The following is a 17,098-nucleotide window of genomic DNA, read 5'->3' as shown; positions in this document are numbered from 1 at the left end:
TCCATTGCGCATACACATGTTGTGGTGTGCCCTGTGGAAGGATCCGAAGCGTCGGGAGGCACGGACGACAGATCGTGCGGTGTTCCACGGGCCGGTGTCCGCCGGTCCGGGCGAGCCTCGTAGCGCTGCCGTGCCAGGACCTTCCGTGCACCGCGGACGCGGTCGCGCGACTCGTTCCGGTCATGGACGCATGCCGGCCGGTGTCGTCCGCGACGGCGAGAGGCGGACGGGTCCCTGCGTCGTTGTGAGGAGGGGCCCGTCGACGGAGTCGAGATGCTCGGAGAAATGAATTTTGGGTGGACGCCGCACCGCCGGCAGCTGAATCGGCGGGACCGCTTGCCGAACGGGGCCGGCCGATCCGATACGGACAGCGGAAACACGTAGAAGAACAGTGGTACTTCCCGCGCCGGGAAAGTCTTTACGCCGGCGCGGTTGTTTTCCTTGCTTCGATTCGGCTCCGAAACGGCGAACGGCGCAGGATCCCGGAACGTCCCAGGATTCCGCGCGTACACGATTCTGGAAAACCTGAGCAAATCCGCGGTCCGTCGGCATACGGAACGAGCGGAGACGGCGAGAAAGGTAGAACGCATGCGACGCGCGCTGTGTCCCGTGGAAACGCTCTATGTCGCACAGAGAAGCAGGGCGGTGCTCTCCTGCGCCCTGCACGGGCACCTCGACACGGGGGCGCTGTCGGCGGCGTTCGACAGCGTCACGGCCGAACACCCGACCCTCCGGGCACGCATCTCCTCGGACGACCGCGGCCACGCGCTCGAACTCCTCGGGGAGGACCGGCAGCCACGGCTGACCCTGCGGACCGGAGACGACGAGGCGTACCAGGAGGAGTTGAACACTCCGCTGCCGGTAGGGGGCCCGCTGGCCCGTGCGGTCCTCATCAGCGCACCGGACGGACGCTCCCACACCCTCGTTCTGACGATCGACCACACCATCACCGACGGGCACAGTGCCCTCACCCTGCACAACACCGTCTGGGAACGCTACGGGACCCTCGTCGAGGGGACGGACGTGCCGCGGACGACCCCGGTCCCCGGCACACCGGCCGCGGCGCGGACTCCTCCGCCCGAGCAGCCCGACTGGCCGGTACCCGTCAGCGAGCTGCTGCCGTACTCCGACGAGGCGGAGACCACGAAGTACCTGGAGCGGCGCATCGAGGAGGCCGAGCGCCACCGCGTCGAACTCGTGCCCTACGACACACCACGGCAGCCGCCCGGGACCGTCGCCACGGAATCCGCCCGCGAACGCGGGACGGCCGACGGGCATCGCATCGAGGTCCGGCGGCTGTTTCTCGATCCCGAACGCACCGCCCGGCTACGCGGGCTGGCCCGTGACGCGGACGTGTCCGTGCACGGCCTGGTCGGCGCCGCGCTCCTGCTCGCCGCCCGCGCACGCCTCGGCGGCGAGGGCCCGCGCGTGCTGGGCTGCATGTCGCCCATCGACCTGCGCTCGCGGCTCGCACCACCGCTTTCGCCCGCCGTGATGGTCGCCGCGGTCACCTCGCATCTCCAGTCCCTCCCCGTGAGCGAGGCCGACGACCCGCTGGAGCTGGCCCGGGAGGTCGGCTCCCGCCTCCAGGACTCCATCGAGCGGGGCGACCACTTCCAGGAGATGCGGATCATGCCGCAGGTACCCCGGCACCCGGCGCTCCAGATGGGCACCGTGATCGTCACCAACATGGGCGTCGTCCCCGGCCCCCGTCTCCCCGAGGGCCTCCGGGCCACCGACGTCCGGCTGGTGCCGGCCCGCGAGCAGTACTTCCCCCAGGCCGGCCGCAGCCCGCTGATGGCCTGCGTCGTCTCCCTCGACGGTCGGCTGGCCGTCGAGCTCCCGCACCACACCGCGTGCTTCAGCCCGGCGTTCATGCGGTCGCTCCGCGACGACGTCCGTTCCACGCTGCTCGCCTTCGCCGAGGCGGGTGGCGAACGGTCCGCGCGCCCGAACGCGACCTGAGCGCGGGCCAGCACCCGCCCTCCCCCGACGGCTTCCCTCAAGGAGCACCCCTCCAAGATGACGACCGCGCACGAACTCCCCACGCCGGTGGCTCTGTTGCTGCCGCGGGCCCAGACGGGCGACGAGCAGGCGATGAACGATCTCCTCACCCACATCACGCCCTACGTCACCCGGGTCTGCTTCTCGATCGCCCACGACAACAGCTCCGACGCGACACAGGAGGCCCTGCTCGCCATCTACCGGGGCCTGTCCACCCTCCGCGAACCCGCGGCCCTGTACGGCTGGGTCCGTTCCGTCACCGTCCGCGAGGCGATCCGCACAGTCAAACGCCTGGGCGAGGAGGTGGCCTCCCCGCAGGTCGACTACTCGCACGAGGCGAACCCCCTCGACGCCGTCCACATCAACGACGTCCTGGACCGTCTGTCGGAAGCACATCGTCAGGTGCTCGCCCTGCGCGTCTACGGACTCAACGAGGAAGAGATGGCCGAGACCCTCGCCCTGCCGATAGGAACGGTCCGCTCCCGTCTCCACCGCGCCCGCCGGCGCTTCCAGGAGGCCTGGCAGCCCTCGGCGGCCTGAACCCACCGATGTCCCCAGGGCGGCCGGGCGGTCACGGGGTCTCCTCCGACCGGGCGGTCGTGCGCCGCACGGGGTGGTCAGGATGCCCTTCCTGTGGCCGGCTGGAACCCGGACATCGCAGACCATCAAGTACACCAGCGGTACGACGGCCCGTCCCAAGGGCGTGCAGATCACCCACCGCAACATCTGGGTCAGCGCGGTGACCTTGATGTGTACCCGCACACCCTGCCCATGTTCCATGCCAACGGCGGGGGATGCCGTTCGCGACGGCGGCGCTCGGTGTTCCGCAGATCGTGCCGTGCAAGGTCGACGGGAGCGGGCCCTTGGAGCCCTCTCCCGGCTCGTGGACCCGAAGGCAGCACCGGGCGTGCTCGCGGCCCGGCTCACCGACCGGCAGGAGGAGGCCGGGGGCGAGGCCCTGGTTCGCGATCCGATGGGCCGGCTGCCCGCCCGGGGCCTGATCCAGCGCCCTGCTTGCCCGGACCCGAGGTGCGACGACGGCATCCGCCTACCTGAGGGCATACACGAGATCACCGGCGTCGTTGCTGCCGGCCCTGCGCCACCGCGCAGTTCGCGCAGGCCGGGATGTGGTGGTAGAGGGTGCCCGGGAGGCGTGCGTCATATGGCGTTGTCCAGACCGACGAGCACCTTCGCGATGAGCCACTCGCCTTGAGCGCGCTGCAGTGTGAGGGCGTAGAACCCGGTCGCGATCACGGTCGCGCTCCCGCCGGCGTTCGATGTCAGCGTCAGGTAGGCCCACACCTCTGCTGTGCCAGCGTCCGCACTGCGGATGACCATGTTGGTCAGGTTGTGCCGTCGCTGATCCGTTTGTACTTGCGTTGCCTTTCGCACCAGGTCGAGAACCGCCGCGCGTCCGGTGAACGGGCCCTGCTCGACGTCACCGGCGGTCGTGACCGCCATGGTCGAGTCCTCGGTCAGGAGGCTCTTCAGTGCCACCAGATCTCCGTGATCCAGGGCGAAGGCGTAGCGTGCCAGCGTCTGCTGGACGGCGAGCCGCTCTGTGAGGGCGAGATCCACCTCTGTCGTCGGCATCGTGCCGACGTAGCCGGTTCCCCAGCCGAAAGACGCAGTTGTCGTCATGTCAAACCTCGCTCGTGCTCGGCTGTCGGGTGAAAGACGGGGCGCGGTCAGCGAAAGCAGCCGCGCGGTGTGCGACGGGAGGGAGAGCGTGATCTGAGCGGCAAGCGCGACCCGCGACCGACCGCCGCACCGCGTCGACCCACCGCCGGACGCATCGGTGAGACGGCTCGCCGCTCAAGCGACCGTGAGCACGATCTTGCCCCGGATGTGCCCCCGGGCGGCGCGCTCGTGCGCCGCTTGGGCATCCGCGAGCGCAAACGTGCTGTCGATCGCGACGCGCAGCGTACCCGCGGCGAGCAGGCGTAGCAGTTCGGTGAGCTGCGCGCCGCTCGAGCGGACCTGCGCGCTCGAGACCGTGACGCCCAGCTTCGCGGTCTCTTCTTCGTCGAAACCGCCGGGATACACCGGGAACAGCGCGCCGCCGTGTTTGAGGGTGGGCAGGAAGCGCCTGGTGGCGGGGCCCCCGACGGTGTCCAGGACGAGATCGACGTCACGGGCGGCTTCCTCGGGCCGGTCCTTGGTGTAGTCGATGAACTCGTCGGCGCCGAGCTTGCGCAGGAACGACTCGTGAGCGCCGGAGGCCACGGCGATGACGCGGGCTCCCTTCCACTTGGCCAGCTGGAGTGCGAGGTGCCCCACGCCACCTGCGGCGCCATTGATGAGCACCGTGGTCTCGCTGTCGAGTGCCGTCGGGCGGTGCTGGGCCGCCTGGAACGGTGAGGGGTGGTGGTGCCCGAGCTCGATCAGGAACTGCCATGCCGTCAGCCCCGACATGGCCAGGCCGGCAGCCTGCACGTGGTCGATGGAGGCCGGCTTGAGTGCGAAGTCCGATGCCTGCGCGGTGACGTACTCGGCGTACGCGCCGGCTTGGAGGACGGTGGGGAAGCGCAGAAGGCCGGCCACCTCGTCTCCGGCCGCGAAGCCGTTGACATCGGCTGCGACGTCTGCCACGACGCCTGAGACGTCGGTCCCGGGAATCATGGGGAGATCGAACGTGGGCTTGACCTCGGGAGGTACGTCAGGCATTCCCTCACGTGCGTACCAGTCAGGAGGATTGAGGCCGACGGCGTGCACGCGGACGAGCACCTCGCCCGGCCCCGGCTCGGGAACCGGCGCCTCCTCATGACGCAGCACCTCCGGGCCGCCGAAGCCGTGCAGCCGGATCGCCCTCATTGTCTGTGTGGACATCTGTCTCTCCTGCCCGCGCTGCGGAATAGATTTATCCGGATCAGTGGTCCATGTATCCGGATCGCTGATCCGAATATATGGACCACTGATCCGGATAGTCAAGAGGGGCATGATGCGGGCCGACGCGAGGAAGAACCACGATCACCTGCTCGTCGTTGCGGGCGCCGCCATCACCGAGCAGGACGCCTGTCCCTGCGCGACATCGCGCGCAGGGCCGATGCCGGACTCGCGACGCTGCTACGGCACTCCCCGACACGCGAGGCACTGCTCGATGCTCTGCTCCGCACGACCTTCGACGAACTGACGGCAAAGGCAGGCGACCTCGAGACGTCGAGCTCGCCCGAAGACGCTCTCGTTTCATGGCTGTGCGGCTGCGTCGCGTGGACAACCGAGTACCAAGGCGTCACCGAGCCGATGGCGGCGGCGATCGAAGACACCGAATCCGCGCCCCACGCTTCGTGCGTCACCCTGCGCGCAGCCGGCACGCGACTCCTCACCCGCGCCCAGGCCGCGGACAAGGCGTGGTTCTCCGCCCTGCCTGCCCGCCCGCGAACCGAACCATGTGCTCCCACACCGTCTTATGGCGCTCAGGTTCCGAACGGATGTCGCGGTGGTTCAAGTGCGTGCTGTGTCGATCTTCGTAAGCTTCGACGGCAGAGGGGAACACCCGGTCTGGTCCTGGACGGCTACATACACAAGACGAGAAACTCGTGAACCAAGTGAACTCCGGCCGCGTGGCCGTCATCGCAGGTACCGGCGCCGGCATGGACATCTTCAGCGGGATGATCGGCAGTGTGCGGATCGGGCGCGCCCAGGGCCGCCGGATCAAGGTGATCGTTTGCCACCGGGTCACCTCGGTGTCCGTCAGCCCCGCCAACGCCTACACCAGCGGGGGCGCGTGGCGGGCCTCCATCCGGGCAAGCCGTGCTCCGCTGGAGCCCACGCGCTGCTGACAGCCGCTCCCACGCCTTCTGCGCGCCGAGCCGGGACGCGTCTGGGCGACCCACGGGGCTGACGCGAAGACAACCATCCCAACCTTTGCCCCTTCAGTGCATAACCCCGATCAGCTCCTTGATCGTCGAAGACTGGATTTTCTGAAATGCGGTGGCCGGACGAGGCTGCCGTGGAAAGCGGAGACATGATGGCCAAGAGTCCTTATGACTATGTCGTGGTGGGAGCAGGGACAGCGGGATGCGTGATCGCCTCCCGGCTTTCGGAACGCCCCGGCGTGCGGGTGTTGTTGCTGGAGGCGGGAGCCCGGGACGCAACCGAGACGATGGCATCTCCGTGGGGCTTCCTGGGGTTCGACCCCTCATCCCTCTGGCTTGCCGCCTCGACCGTGCAGGCCGGTACAGGCAGGGCCGCTGACGTGCTGCGCGGCAAGGCGCTCGGCGGATCGTCGAGCATCAACGGCCTCTACCACCTGCGGGGGCACCGCTCCGGTTACGACGAATGGCCCGGCCTCGGTGCTCCAGGCTGGGGTTTCGACGATCTGCTGCCCTATTTCCGCCGCAGCGAGAGCACTCGCAACCGTAGTGCCTCCGTGCGGGGCACGGACGGGCCGGTCGTGGTCGCCCCGGTCCCGGAACCCCATCCCCTGGCCACGGCGGGCGTCGACGCCGCGGTGGAGGCTGGGTTCGCACGCGCCGATGACATCGGCAGCGGGCTGGAGACCGGATTCGGGTGGAGTGACATGAATCTGCCCGGCGGCGTCCGCCAGAGCGCGGCCGACGCCTACATCCGTCCGTTCCTCGACCGGCCGAACCTGGACGTCGTCACGGACGCGACCGTGCAGCGGCTGCGCACCACCGCGGGCCGCTGCACCGGCGTCGAGTACACCATCGGCGGGGAGCACGTGTCCGTCGACAGCGCCGAGGTGGTACTGACCGCGGGAGCCGTCGGTTCCGCACACCTCCTGATGCTGTCAGGGATCGGCCCGGCACAACACCTTGAGGAACACGGCATCGACGTCGTCGCCGACCTGCCGGGAGTGGGCTCCCATCTGCAGGACCATCCGATGGCGGGAGTGGTGTACGAGGCCATTCAGCCCGTACCGTTCATCCCTGCCAATCCGCCGGCCGAAATGATGGGCCTGCTGTACAGCGACCCCGCCGCGGCCCGGCCGGACCTTCAGGTCTACATCGTGGCCGCACCGCTGCCGTCGGCATGGGGCCAGCCGCCGGCCAACGGCTACTCCATCGCTTTCTCCGCGATGGCTCCGCACAGCAGCGGCACCGTGCGCCTGGCGGACGCCGATCCCGGCAGCGCTCCCGTCGTCGACCCCGGCTACCTGAGCGACGACCGTGACCTGGAGATCATGCGCAAGGGCCTGGCCCTGGCACGCCGCATCGGGGAGGCCGACGCGTTCGCCGACTGGCGCAAGCAGGAAGCGGTGCCGGGCTCCGGGACGAGCGGCGAATCCGCGGACGAGTTCATCCGCAAGGCCACCGGCCCCTACTTCCACTTCACCGGGACCTGCCGCATGGGAACCGACGCCGATGCCGTCGTCGACCCTGCCAACCTTCGCGTGCGCGGCATAGCCGGACTGCGGGTCGCCGATGCCTCGGTGATGCCGTCCATCCCCTCGGCCAACACCAACGCGACCGTCTACGCCATCGCCGAACGGGCCGCCGAACTGATCGACTGAGCCTTCGGCAGCGCCCACGGCGCTTCCACGACGCGCTCATCCCCGACGCCCGGACCGCCGGCAGCTGGTCAGTCTTCGACCAGCTGCCGGCACCCTGCTTGCCGAACTCAAGGCGGTCGGCGAGCTCGGCGGCTCCAGGGCCTGTGTGGACGGCTGCCACATGCGCGCGAAAGAGAAGGTGAGGGGACTGACGCCGGTTCGTCGTCGGTCGGCCGGCGGAAGGCGGGCAGCGAACACCATCGAGCCACGGGGTGATAGATCACCTCGTCGCTCGCCGAGAACCGCCAAATTCTGAAACGACCGAGGGCCCCGCGGACACAGCCGACGAGGTCGCCCAGACCCGCGCCCTCATCGACGACATCCCGTCGCGGTCAAATGCCCAGGCCGCCCGCAGCGCCCCCTGCCTTGCGCGGGACACGAGTAGGCGGCATCCGCTGACATACGACTTGCCCCTGGTCACGCGCTTTCGGCCGCCCCGTGGCCCGGCGGGTGCCGGTTCGCCGAGAGCGAGGCTGCTCCGGTCGAGCGTGCGTACTCGGTGGGAGTCTGACCGTAGTGCCTCTTGAAGGTCCGGCTGAAGTGGCTGCTGTCCGCGAACTGCCAGTGGGCGGCGAGTTCCGAGATGCTCAGGCGACCCGACGGCGCGGTGAGGGCGAGCCGGGCCTCGTGCAGTCGCCGATGGCGGATGTAGGTGGTCACCTGCTCTCCCACTGCGGCGAATGCCCGGTGCAGCGTACGGACGGAGACGTTGAGTTCACGCGCAAGCATTGCGGGAGAGAGTTCGGGATCAGCGAGCCGGTGGTCCGCGAGGTCCTTGGCCGCCTGGGTGAGCGCGGGAGCCAGCCGCGGTTCCACGTCGTCGAACCGGCCCTTCGCCACTGCCTTCACCAGCTCGATCAGGGCGCCGTGAGCGGCTTCCACACCGGCCGGGCCGAGGTCGGCCACCGTTGTCTGGATCATGCCCGTGAAGGCCGTCAGCAAGCGTATATCGGCCGAGTCCGCCGGCCCGGTGATGACCCGGTTCCCGAGCAGGGGTTTGAGCTCGCCTGGGGGCAGGACGAGGAATTTCGCGGTGAGGTGCGCCGTCGTCTCGAAAGCCGACAGGCGCCCGAGGTGCCGGACGAGGAACTGCCCGGCCGATACGGTCTGCTCGCCGCAACCGGGCGGGCCGCCCAGAGTCCATGCGCCGCGCTGCACCACGTACATGGCCACCAGATCCTGATCGCCGCCCGGGGCGTCCGCGGTCCGGGTTGCCGACGCGGCGTGAAGGTCGGCGATCGCCGCGCCGTGCACCTTGGCCACGCGGCCCTTGACCCGGAAGTCACCGATCGTGTCCGGGCTGAAGGCCGGCAGTTGGAAGACATCGTCGCCAATCTGCGTCTTCCACCCGCGCCGGAAGGCGTCGAGTCCCCGCGGTGCGGCGCCCGGCTCGATCGAGTCCACTGAGAACACCCCGCGCACGCCGTCGACCTCCGCTCCAGTACTGTTCGTCACTCTCCGATCCCCTCACGTGTACTGCTTCAACACCAGCCTGTGGAGCTCGTGTTCCTTACGTACGTCGCCGTGGTTCCTGTGGGCGCTGTGCCGATCTTCCTACAGACGGCCCGCAAGGCAGCGGTCGAGGGGCAGGCCTGATGCGTTCTCAGTCAGCGAGATGAGCTGATCGCCTGTGTCGGTGGCAGGGTACCTACCGGCCGATCATGTGACTGCCGTTCTGTTCCGTGCGACCAACAGGACCCCAGGAAAGTCCTATCGTCGCAGGTCAGGATCGCACTCCGCTTATTTGATCAAGGCCCGGACAGGTCCACTCGCGAAAGCGCGAGGCTGGTGTCGGAGATTCGTCGGCAGTAGGCGGGGACTTGAGGGCCTCACTGCGCAGCAGTGGGGAGGCGGGGATGTCAGGCCCAGGTGCCACTGCTCTGTCATGAGCTCAGTCAAGGACCCACAAGATTTCGCGGGCGTCACGGACACCGTTGACGCCTTGTTACGGCAATGCGTGGACCACATCAACCGCCATCGCGACATGCGCACGCTCAAACCAGAATGGTTCGCCTACGTAGGGGAATTGACGCTGGAGGGGGAGGTTACCTGGTTCGGGATGGGTCGCGGCGGCTGGTATCACGGCGGCCTGCCCCCAGGACTGAGCAGCGCTCCGGTATACGCGGGTTTCTACTGGTACCGGGAGGACGGCAAGCCTCCGGTTGCCCGGGCCGACATCGTCGTCGTGCCCTTGGCGGACGCCGCCCGTGTCGCGGCGGCCGACTGGAGCGACGGATACAACGGCTACGAACCGGCCCCGCTGGACGGATACGCCGTCTTGTGCAGCGCCCCGTTCGACCCGAAGCGGGCCGGCGTGGAAGGCGCCGAGGCTCATCTCCGCAATGCCAAGTGCATCATCGCGGCCGGCGACGGTGAGGGCCGCCGAGTCAACTATGCCGAGATCATCACCGATCCGGATCGCGGAGGCAACGCCCTGTTCTTTCCTGTCGAGGGGGAGGAGAGGGACGGCTACTCAGCAGTGGAGCCGGACGGAACCGTCGTCTGCCTCGCCTTCATCGACTACGACTTCGACTAGCGAGTGGCCTGACATGTAGTCAACAGCAGGTCAGGGTGAAATGGGCATGGTGTGTTCTGGGGCCGGCCGCTGCGGCAGTCGGCGATCCGGGACACCTTCTCCCGCCGGACGAGTCCTACGAGTGATCCCCGGTCAGCGGTGGCGGGCGGCCAGGATGACGAGGAACTGGCCGCCGCCCGCCTCGATGTCGGCGGTCACCGGCAGTCCCGGTGCCAGTCGGGAGAACCGGTCCACCAGCCAGTCCGCCGCTTCTTGGGCGTCCTGCCTGGTCGGACAACGGCCCACCATCTCGCGGCCCCCCTTGCGCTCCAGCCTGGCGGCAACGGTGATCAGCGGCGCGGGTTCGACCACGTACAGGCGGTCCGGCCAGGCGATGACCACCTTGACCGCGCCCTTGCGGGTGTTGCACCCGCGGTGCGCGAGCCGCTCGGCGACCTTGGCCTTCCGGTCGGCGGTCCGGCTGTCAACGCTGGGCCCCTGCGGGTCGTTCACCGACTTGTCGGGGTCGACCGGTTCGTCGCACACCCAGCAGCGCCAGCCGTCGCGCTCAGCTACATCATCAAGGAGACTCACCCGAGCAAACTAGCCTGCCCAGCCGCCGACCCGCGCACCGGGGCCTCGGCAATCAGGTGAGCCGTGGTCCCTGTTGTTGCCGGGCAACGTAAGAATGATCAAGAATCCTCCGGCTTCGCCGGCTTCTGGGTGAAGGTCACGGGTCGGCCGCGCTCGAGCCCGCCGCCGCGGACGCCCCCGACCTCATCGCCTACCACGACCGCCTGGGAGCCGGCAGCCGCAGCCGGGGGGTCGAAGTTCACCGGTCGTGGTCGCGCGCCTGTGTGGAGCTCCAGGACTGCTGGTGGAGTCGGTCGAGTCCGTCGAGGAGGAAGTCGAGGGCGAGGCGCGGGCATGGACGAGGACAGGGGCCCCAGCCCCTGTGGCGAGAACGGCCGGGCGGATCCCTCGTGGGGCCGTGCGGGTGATGATGGCTGCCAGGCCGTGTCACCGCGCCCGGCGGCCTGCAGGCCCTGACTGAGTTCAACACGTCCAACGTATGGGTGGACCGGTCGCAACCAGTGACGCGCGGCGAGGGGCCGGCGCAGGTGCAGGCGGGGCCCGTCCCAGTCGGCAGCGCCGTGGCCCAGCAGCCCGGCCTGGCGCACCCGGAAGGGGAGCCGGGGAGTTCCTACCCGACACACCACAGGCCATCAGCAAGCCAGGACCTGGTGGCTCAGCTGGAGGAGCCGGAGTTCCGTCGTCCTGCCACGATGGGCGCCGACGTGATCCCAGGGCCCCGCCCTTGTGCAGCTGGCTATTTGGTCCGCAGCATGAGGGCAAGACGTGTGTTGTCGCCGTAGACCCCGCTCTCGTCGCCGTTGACCCCGTACCGCTTCTGAAACCGGGTCACTGCCGCTCGGACCCCCGTGTCGTAGCGGCCATCGATCGGGCCACCGTCGTAGATGTCCGGTATCTGCAGGAGACGTACCTGCAACTCGTAGACCCCATGGCCGCTGTCGCCTTGGCGCAGGACGCCCGTGCCCGGGATTTCGGGGAGCGGCGGGTCTGGTGTGCCGGGCTGTGAACCGTTCGTCTGCCCTGGAGTCCGGGGAGCGGGGTCCTTCGGCGCGGGAGTCGCCGGCAGTGGGGTTTCCACGCGCCCGGGAGGCGAAGAGGAGGTTTCGGCGTTGTGGTCGATCAGCAGCCAGGAGACGAGGACCAATCCGCCGGCCGCGCCCAGCCCCAGGATTCCGGTGACTTGCAGGTTCCTGCGGCTGGTGGCATGCCGCCGCCTGCCACTGGTCTTCCTTCCGTGTGCGCGGACAGATGGCGCAGATCCCCTGGAGGGCGCGGTGGCGAGCGGGACAGCCGGACAAGGGGGGACGTCCGACCAAGCGGTGCCCGTCCGGGGGCTCCTGCTCCGCCCGTTCTCTTGCCAGGGAGCCGGAGTGGGAAGAGCCACGGCCGGTGCGACAGCCTCCGGGTCCGGTCCACTGGCTGTCGGCGGCCTTCCCGTCGACGGCGGCGGGAAGGCCTGCGGGCCTCTGGGCAACCCTGGTGTCTCCGCCACGACAGCCTGCGGGCTGTCGGCCTGGCGCGGGCCGCCAGTCGGCAGCGATTCAGCGGCAGTTGGCCGGTGAGGCCCCGGACGCTCTGGTTGCGTGCCTGACGACACACGTCTGACCGGCAGTGCCCGGCGGAATGCGGAGGAAGCCGGGGGCGAGGAGGGGGACGGGGCCGGCTTGGGAAAGCGGACATCCCCGGTCGGGGGACTGTGCCGGCTCTGGGGTCGAGACGAGCCCTCGGCGTGTTCCTGCTGCTCGCGCAGGAGGTCGGCGCGTGCGGCATCCAAAGCGTCGAGCACGGCTTGGAAGGAGTCCCTGATCTCATGCGCGATGTCAGGGCCTGAGACGGGAGTCCGCTCAGGGCTGGCGTCGTTGCGATCCACCGGGTCCTCCTCGGCTTGTCTTGTTTCTGACGGGCCATTTCTTCGTCAGCGGCGGTCAGGGACCAGGTGTCGGGTTCTGATCACTGCGAGGGCCTCTGCGCAGGCCGCCTCGGTGGCGGGTTTCCCTCCCTCTTCTCCGGGAGGCAATACGTGGGCCGCGCGGCTTTGTCTTCATCCCGCGGCCGGTATGTAACCCACGCCTCACGCAGAGCGGGCGACCACGTCGTGCTGGCCGACGCCCCGGCCTCGCAGTACCCGTGCTCCGACGACGGCTGGATCGTCGTTCCGGCTGATGCCGACTGTCTCGATCCGCTCGCCCGACTCGTTCGGACGCCATGGCTGCGCCTTCCGTACGGCGACACGTACGGACTCGTCGACGACGTCATGGTCCGCCCGAGTCGCGGACACGGCCTTCTCGCGGGGCATGGCCGCCCGCTCAGGCGGACAAGTGCGTGGCGCAGGGGGTGACAGGCCCTGTCAGCCGAGCCTGAGAAGGCCGGCTTCGACGACGGCGTGGCCGAAGGGGCCGGCGAGTTCGGCGAGACGCTCACAGCCGGCGTCATTCAAGGCGGCGTAGGCGGGAAGGGCCAGCCGGTCGGTGCGGTCCTCGATATGACGACGCAGGAGTACGCCTTGCGAGCTGAGGGAGTCGCCGTCGAGGAGACCTCGCTCGCGCAGGCGCTCCTGGGTGCCGGCCCACTTCTCCTCGGGCCATGCGCGGCTCGCTTTGAGGAAGCCGACGGGAACGTCACCGGTGGCGGCGTGCAGAACCAGGGCCTCCAAGCCTCCGACGCCCTCGCTCAGCAGGCACGCGACATGGCCGTCTCCACGGAACTCCCGCAGCAGGGTCTGGGCGTGCCACAGCTGCAGTACCGGCTCCTCCGGCCACGGCAGTGCGGCATGCGCGGCGAACAGTGGGCGACCCTGCGCGTGTTCGCAGGCCGCCTCGGCGGCCCGGCGGGCCAGTGCCAGGACCTCGTCCAGGGCGGGCAACTCGTGGATTCCCGCACGCCGCAGAGCCTCGCCCGCAGCGGCGTACCGCGCGTGCAGCACCTGCTGCGGCGTCGTTGCGTCCCAGGCCCCGTCGACTGCCTGCCGTACGACATCGGGGTTGAAGTTGTAGAAGGTCGAGATGACCAGCTGGGCGGACGCTGGGCCGAACGCGGCGCTCCGGGAGGTGAAGTACCCGGCGCGTCGGCTCAGTCCGAGGTCCGCGTACCGTCGCCTTCCCTCGGGGACGAAGTAGATCATGGCGTGTACGGGCTCGAGGCGGCGCCAGGCCATGCGCGCAGTCTTCATGAGGTCCCCTCTTCGGAGAGTCGACGAACGGGGTGTTCGCTGCGGGTTCAGCAATTGCCGTGCTCTCGCAGGTGTCCCAGCAGCAGGCGGCTCAGCGTTTCGGGCGCCTCCTCGAGGACCCAGTGGCTGACGCCCTGGAGGGTCTCGAACCGGTACGGCCCGTTGACCCACCGCCGGGTCTCCTGTGCGGCGGCCGGGCCGAACGCGCTGTCCTCGGTGCTCCAGACGTACAGCGTGGGCACGTCGACGGCGCCGATCGCGCCGTCGGGGCGGCCGGCCCGGTACCAGTTCAGCGCGGCGGTGAGAGCACCCGGCTGGGACAGGTGACACACGTAGGCCTCGGCACTGTCCTGTGGGACCTTTCCGGCGAAGAGGTCGCGAAGCTCTTGGGAGTCGTGGGCGAGCATGCGCTCTTCGGTCGCGGGTGTTTCGTGCCAGTCGATCATGTAGTGCGAGCGTTCGCGCTGATCCTGGTCGGTGCGCAGGGTGGTGGCCAGAGCGCCGGGGTGCGGGGTGGAGACAGCCGTCAGGGTGCGTACGCGGCCGGGGTGGCTGTGAGCGGTCCACCAGGCCACCGCGCCTCCCCAGTCATGGCCGACCAGGTCGAACGCCGCCCAGCCCAGTTCCTCGGTGATCGCGACCACGTCGTCGACGAGAAGGCTGATGCGATAGTCCTCGGGCCGCTGGGGGCGGGCGCCGGGGGAGTACCCACGCTGGTCGGGTGCCACCACCCGGTAGCCGTGCGCGGCCAATGCCGCGATCTGGCGTTGCCACACCAGCCCCGTCTGCGGGAAGCCGTGCAGCAGCAGCACCGGGCGGCCTTCGGGCGGACCCGCCGCGATCGCGTCGAACACGCCCGCACCCGTGGAGAGGCTCAGCTGGGTCACGCGCCACCCCTTCATACCGACTGGTCGGTAGCCTTCAGGTGTCGAGGCCGACTGTCAAGAGCTGCTCGCGGTTGAACATGACGCCGAATTCAACTATAACGATCGGAAGGCCGACTCCCTGTCAGTGCCGGGGCCATGACTCAAGTCATCGGTCGCTTGAGGAGGCTCTGAAGGAGCCCTCTCCGCGCCACAGTCGGCGTTCGGCACTCCCTGCCGGCAATCGAGCCCGGCTCACGGCGCCCGGAATCCCGGCCACGAAGTTCCCGGACGTACCGGGCCAACAAGAAACAGTGAGGCGACATGAGGGAAGCAGTCATCGTTTCGACGGCGCGGACGCCGATCGGAAAGGCTTACCGCGGCGCGTTCAACGACACCCAGGCGCAGGAGCTTGCCGCCCATGCCCTTTCGCACGCGGTGCATCGCGCCGGGCTCGAGGGAGGCGAGGTCGAGGATGTGGTCTTCGGCTGCGCAGTGCAGCAGGGGTCCTCGGGTTTCAATGTCGCGCGTCAGGCTGCTCTGCGTGCCGGACTTCCGGACGTCGTGTCGGGGATGACGATCGACCGGCAGTGCTCGTCGGGCTTGATGGCCATTGCGACGGCCGCCAAACAGATCGTCGCGGACGGCATGCAGGTCGCTGTCGGCGGCGGTGTCGAGTCGATCTCCCTGGTGCAGAACGACCACATGAACACCCACCGCATGGCGGATCCCTGGCTGGTCGAGCACAAGCCGGGCATCTACATGCCGATGTTGCAGACGGCGGAGATCGTCGCCGAACGGTACGGCGTGAGCCGGGAACGTCAGGACGAGTTCGCGCTGGTGTCACAGCAGCGCACCGCGGCGGCGCAGGAGGCCGGCCGGTTCGACCGGGAGATCGTCGCGCTCACCAGCACCAAGAGGGTTCTCGACAAGCAGTCCGGGGAGGTGCGGGACGAGGAGGTCACCCTGGCCCGGGACGAGGGCAACCGTGCGTCGACGACGCTCGACGGCCTGGCCGGGTTGGCGCCGGTGCTGCCCGACGGTCAGGTGAGCGCCCGCTCCAGCGTGACGGCGGGCAACTCCTCGCAGTTGTCGGACGGGGCTTCGGCGTCGGTGCTGATGGAGTCGGGGGAGGCCGAGCGCCGCGGACTGGAGCCGCTGGGTGTCTACCGGGGTATGACCGTCGCCGGATGCGGCCCGGACGAGATGGGCATCGGTCCGGTGTTCGCCATTCCGAAACTGCTGAAGCAGCACGACCTCACCATTGACGACATCGGCCTGTGGGAACTCAACGAGGCGTTCGCCTCCCAGGCGTTGTACTGCCGGGACGAACTGCACATCGATCCGGAGCGGTTCAACGTCGATGGCGGCGCCATCTCGGTCGGTCATCCGTACGGAATGACCGGTGCCCGGCTGGTGGGGCATGCCCTCGTCGAGGGGAAGCGCAGGGGTGTCCGGTATGTAGTGATCTCGATGTGTGTCGGTGGCGGAATGGGTGCAGCCGGCCTGTTCGAGGTCGTCTGAGGTCCCTGTCCCTGCTGGAGAACGTGGCTGCCGTCGCGTTGCGCGGCAGTGGGCCCGACCGTGAGGGAGAGACGTGGATACCGTGTCGAAGGTGGCGGCAAAGCCCAGGACCGCGGTCCTGGTGGACTTCGGAGGGGTCATCACCTCCAGTGTGCTGCGGGCTTTCACCGACTTCGGCGCCTCGCTCGGCGGTGACCCGCGCCTGCCGCTGGAACTGCTCGGCCGGGACCAGCGATCACGCACCCTCCTGGCCGACCACGAGTGCGGCCGTATCGACGCCGAGGACTTCGAGCGAGGGTTCGCCGAACGCCTCCGCGTCCACGGCGCAGACGTGCCGGCCGAGGGGCTCACGGCCCGGATGCAGGCGGGAATGTCGATCGACCAGGACATGCTCGCGCTGCTCGGTGATCTTCGAGCCGCCGGCCATCCCGTTGCGCTCGTCTCCAACTCGTTCGGTACCGGAACCTACGACGGCGTCGACCTCGCTTCCGTTGCCGACGCGGTCGTCATCTCCGCCGAGGTCGGGATCCGCAAGCCCTCCCGGCGGATCTACGCGATCGCATGTGAACGCCTGGGCGTCGACCCCGAGGAGGCAGTCATGATCGACGATCTGCGGCAGAACCTCGACGGAGCGGCCCGGATCGGAATCGGGGGGGTGCTGCACACCAGCGCCGCCGATACTCGCCGCCAACTCGCCGAACGCTTCGGGATCACCGCAGACCGCAGACCGCAGACCGCAGACCGCTGACCGCTGACCGCGAAGGTGGGACCCGCGCCGCCGCCTGCTCGTCCCCGGGAGGCGCGCCGCCCACGACCGGCGTGTCGATCCTGTGTTGCCGCCATGGGCCCGTCACTCCCGACCTGCCGTCGTGCTGCGCGGCGCCAGGGTCAGTCCGTCGTTTGTGACTATGGCG

16 protein-coding genes and 1 pseudogene are annotated in these 17,098 nt (G+C 69.1%); 9 read left to right on the top strand and 8 right to left on the bottom strand.

All coding sequences use genetic code 11. The annotated features are described in order from the left end of the window. Positions 1–588: 588 nt before the first annotated feature. From ACFWBD_RS31690 to ACFWBD_RS31680, 3 genes are all read left to right on the top strand, one after another. A complete protein-coding gene (locus ACFWBD_RS31690) occupies positions 589–1,965 on the top strand; it encodes a protein kinase (protein WP_385674310.1) in 1,377 nt (458 codons plus the stop codon). Between the two features lie 57 nt (positions 1,966–2,022). After that, positions 2,023–2,544, top strand: coding sequence for an RNA polymerase sigma factor (locus ACFWBD_RS31685; protein ID WP_385674307.1), 522 nt, complete (start codon positions 2,023–2,025; stop codon positions 2,542–2,544). An 82-nt stretch (positions 2,545–2,626) separates the two neighbouring features. Then, entirely contained in the window at positions 2,627–3,217 is a 591-nt protein-coding gene (locus ACFWBD_RS31680) for an AMP-binding protein (RefSeq protein WP_385674304.1), read from the top strand. Here the strand turns inward: ACFWBD_RS31680 and ACFWBD_RS31675 are convergent. Together ACFWBD_RS31675 and ACFWBD_RS31670 are read right to left on the bottom strand one after the other, a co-directional pair. After that, positions 3,163–3,645 carry a nuclear transport factor 2 family protein gene (locus tag ACFWBD_RS31675; RefSeq protein ID WP_385674301.1) on the bottom strand — a complete coding sequence of 161 codons (483 nt, stop codon included), beginning with the start codon at positions 3,643–3,645 and terminating at the stop codon, positions 3,163–3,165. The genes ACFWBD_RS31680 and ACFWBD_RS31675 overlap by 55 nt on opposite strands. A gap of 174 nt (positions 3,646–3,819) precedes the next feature. Further along, entirely contained in the window at positions 3,820–4,833 is a 1,014-nt protein-coding gene (locus ACFWBD_RS31670; protein WP_385674330.1) for an NADP-dependent oxidoreductase, read from the bottom strand. Positions 4,834–4,945: 112 nt separating this feature from the next. Between ACFWBD_RS31670 and ACFWBD_RS31665 the strand changes: the two are divergent. From ACFWBD_RS31665 to ACFWBD_RS31655, 3 genes and pseudogenes are all read left to right on the top strand, one after another. After that, positions 4,946–5,355: pseudogene (locus ACFWBD_RS31665) on the top strand (TetR/AcrR family transcriptional regulator); the annotation flags it as partial. 188 nt (positions 5,356–5,543) lie between these two features. Continuing rightward, a complete protein-coding gene (locus ACFWBD_RS31660) occupies positions 5,544–5,786 on the top strand; it encodes a hypothetical protein (RefSeq protein ID WP_385674298.1) in 243 nt (80 codons plus the stop codon). A gap of 146 nt (positions 5,787–5,932) precedes the next feature. Continuing rightward, entirely contained in the window at positions 5,933–7,480 is a 1,548-nt protein-coding gene (locus tag ACFWBD_RS31655) for a GMC family oxidoreductase (RefSeq protein ID WP_385674295.1), read from the top strand. Between the two features lie 456 nt (positions 7,481–7,936). Here ACFWBD_RS31655 and ACFWBD_RS31650 read toward each other — a convergent pair whose 3' ends face one another. Beyond that, entirely contained in the window at positions 7,937–8,923 is a 987-nt protein-coding gene (locus tag ACFWBD_RS31650) for a helix-turn-helix domain-containing protein (protein WP_385674292.1), read from the bottom strand. A 481-nt stretch (positions 8,924–9,404) separates the two neighbouring features. On the opposite strand from ACFWBD_RS31650, the gene ACFWBD_RS31645 reads away from it, so the two are divergent. Further along, positions 9,405–10,055, top strand: coding sequence for a hypothetical protein (locus tag ACFWBD_RS31645; RefSeq protein WP_385674289.1), 651 nt, complete (start codon positions 9,405–9,407; stop codon positions 10,053–10,055). Positions 10,056–10,187: 132 nt separating this feature from the next. Here the strand turns inward: ACFWBD_RS31645 and ACFWBD_RS31640 are convergent, their stop codons facing one another. The 5 genes from ACFWBD_RS31640 to ACFWBD_RS31620 form a co-directional block, all read right to left on the bottom strand. Then, positions 10,188–10,628, bottom strand: a complete 441-nt coding sequence (locus ACFWBD_RS31640; protein ID WP_385674286.1) for a hypothetical protein — start codon at positions 10,626–10,628, stop codon at positions 10,188–10,190. A 736-nt stretch (positions 10,629–11,364) separates the two neighbouring features. After that, positions 11,365–11,706, bottom strand: a complete 342-nt coding sequence (locus tag ACFWBD_RS31635) for a peptidoglycan-binding protein (protein WP_385674327.1) — start codon at positions 11,704–11,706, stop codon at positions 11,365–11,367. Positions 11,707–12,699: 993 nt separating this feature from the next. After that, positions 12,700–12,924, bottom strand: a complete 225-nt coding sequence (locus ACFWBD_RS31630; protein WP_385674283.1) for a hypothetical protein — start codon at positions 12,922–12,924, stop codon at positions 12,700–12,702. A 51-nt stretch (positions 12,925–12,975) separates the two neighbouring features. After that, positions 12,976–13,797 carry a hypothetical protein gene (locus ACFWBD_RS31625; RefSeq protein WP_385674280.1) on the bottom strand — a complete coding sequence of 274 codons (822 nt, stop codon included), beginning with the start codon at positions 13,795–13,797 and terminating at the stop codon, positions 12,976–12,978. A gap of 47 nt (positions 13,798–13,844) precedes the next feature. Beyond that, the gene (locus ACFWBD_RS31620; protein ID WP_385674277.1) at positions 13,845–14,684 is read right to left on the bottom strand and encodes an alpha/beta fold hydrolase; all 840 of its coding nucleotides are present in this window, start codon (positions 14,682–14,684) and stop codon (positions 13,845–13,847) included. A gap of 300 nt (positions 14,685–14,984) precedes the next feature. Here ACFWBD_RS31620 and ACFWBD_RS31615 point away from each other — a divergent pair, with 300 nt between their 5' ends. Together ACFWBD_RS31615 and ACFWBD_RS31610 are read left to right on the top strand one after the other, a co-directional pair. Beyond that, positions 14,985–16,184 (top strand): acetyl-CoA C-acyltransferase, encoded by a 1,200-nt coding sequence (locus ACFWBD_RS31615; RefSeq protein ID WP_385674274.1) that lies wholly within the window; start codon positions 14,985–14,987, stop codon positions 16,182–16,184. A 91-nt stretch (positions 16,185–16,275) separates the two neighbouring features. Then, positions 16,276–16,932 carry an HAD family hydrolase gene (locus tag ACFWBD_RS31610; protein ID WP_385674272.1) on the top strand — a complete coding sequence of 219 codons (657 nt, stop codon included), beginning with the start codon at positions 16,276–16,278 and terminating at the stop codon, positions 16,930–16,932. Positions 16,933–17,098: the final 166 nt, after the last annotated feature.

Source organism: Streptomyces sp. NPDC060002, from assembly GCF_042737245.1.
Lineage (GTDB): Bacteria > Actinomycetota > Actinomycetes > Streptomycetales > Streptomycetaceae > Streptomyces.
Note: the sequence above shows the minus strand (reverse complement) of the source record. Positions and strands in the feature narration are given on the sequence as shown.

Excerpts from the sequence above, each read along its gene's own strand:
- ACFWBD_RS31630 (WP_385674283.1), bottom strand. The coding sequence starts at position 12,924 with ATGCCCCGCGAGAAGGCCGTGTCCGCGACTCGGGCGGACCATGACGTC.
- ACFWBD_RS31685 (WP_385674307.1), top strand. The coding sequence starts at position 2,023 with ATGACGACCGCGCACGAACTCCCCACGCCGGTGGCTCTGTTGCTGCCG.
- ACFWBD_RS31680 (WP_385674304.1), top strand. The coding sequence starts at position 2,627 with ATGCCCTTCCTGTGGCCGGCTGGAACCCGGACATCGCAGACCATCAAG.
- ACFWBD_RS31670 (WP_385674330.1), bottom strand. The coding sequence starts at position 4,833 with ATGTCCACACAGACAATGAGGGCGATCCGGCTGCACGGCTTCGGCGGC.
- ACFWBD_RS31675 (WP_385674301.1), bottom strand. The coding sequence starts at position 3,645 with ATGACGACAACTGCGTCTTTCGGCTGGGGAACCGGCTACGTCGGCACG.
- ACFWBD_RS31625 (WP_385674280.1), bottom strand. The coding sequence starts at position 13,797 with ATGAAGACTGCGCGCATGGCCTGGCGCCGCCTCGAGCCCGTACACGCC.
- ACFWBD_RS31645 (WP_385674289.1), top strand. The coding sequence starts at position 9,405 with ATGAGCTCAGTCAAGGACCCACAAGATTTCGCGGGCGTCACGGACACC.
- ACFWBD_RS31690 (WP_385674310.1), top strand. The coding sequence starts at position 589 with ATGCGACGCGCGCTGTGTCCCGTGGAAACGCTCTATGTCGCACAGAGA.
- ACFWBD_RS31655 (WP_385674295.1), top strand. The coding sequence starts at position 5,933 with ATGCGGTGGCCGGACGAGGCTGCCGTGGAAAGCGGAGACATGATGGCC.
- ACFWBD_RS31615 (WP_385674274.1), top strand. The coding sequence starts at position 14,985 with ATGAGGGAAGCAGTCATCGTTTCGACGGCGCGGACGCCGATCGGAAAG.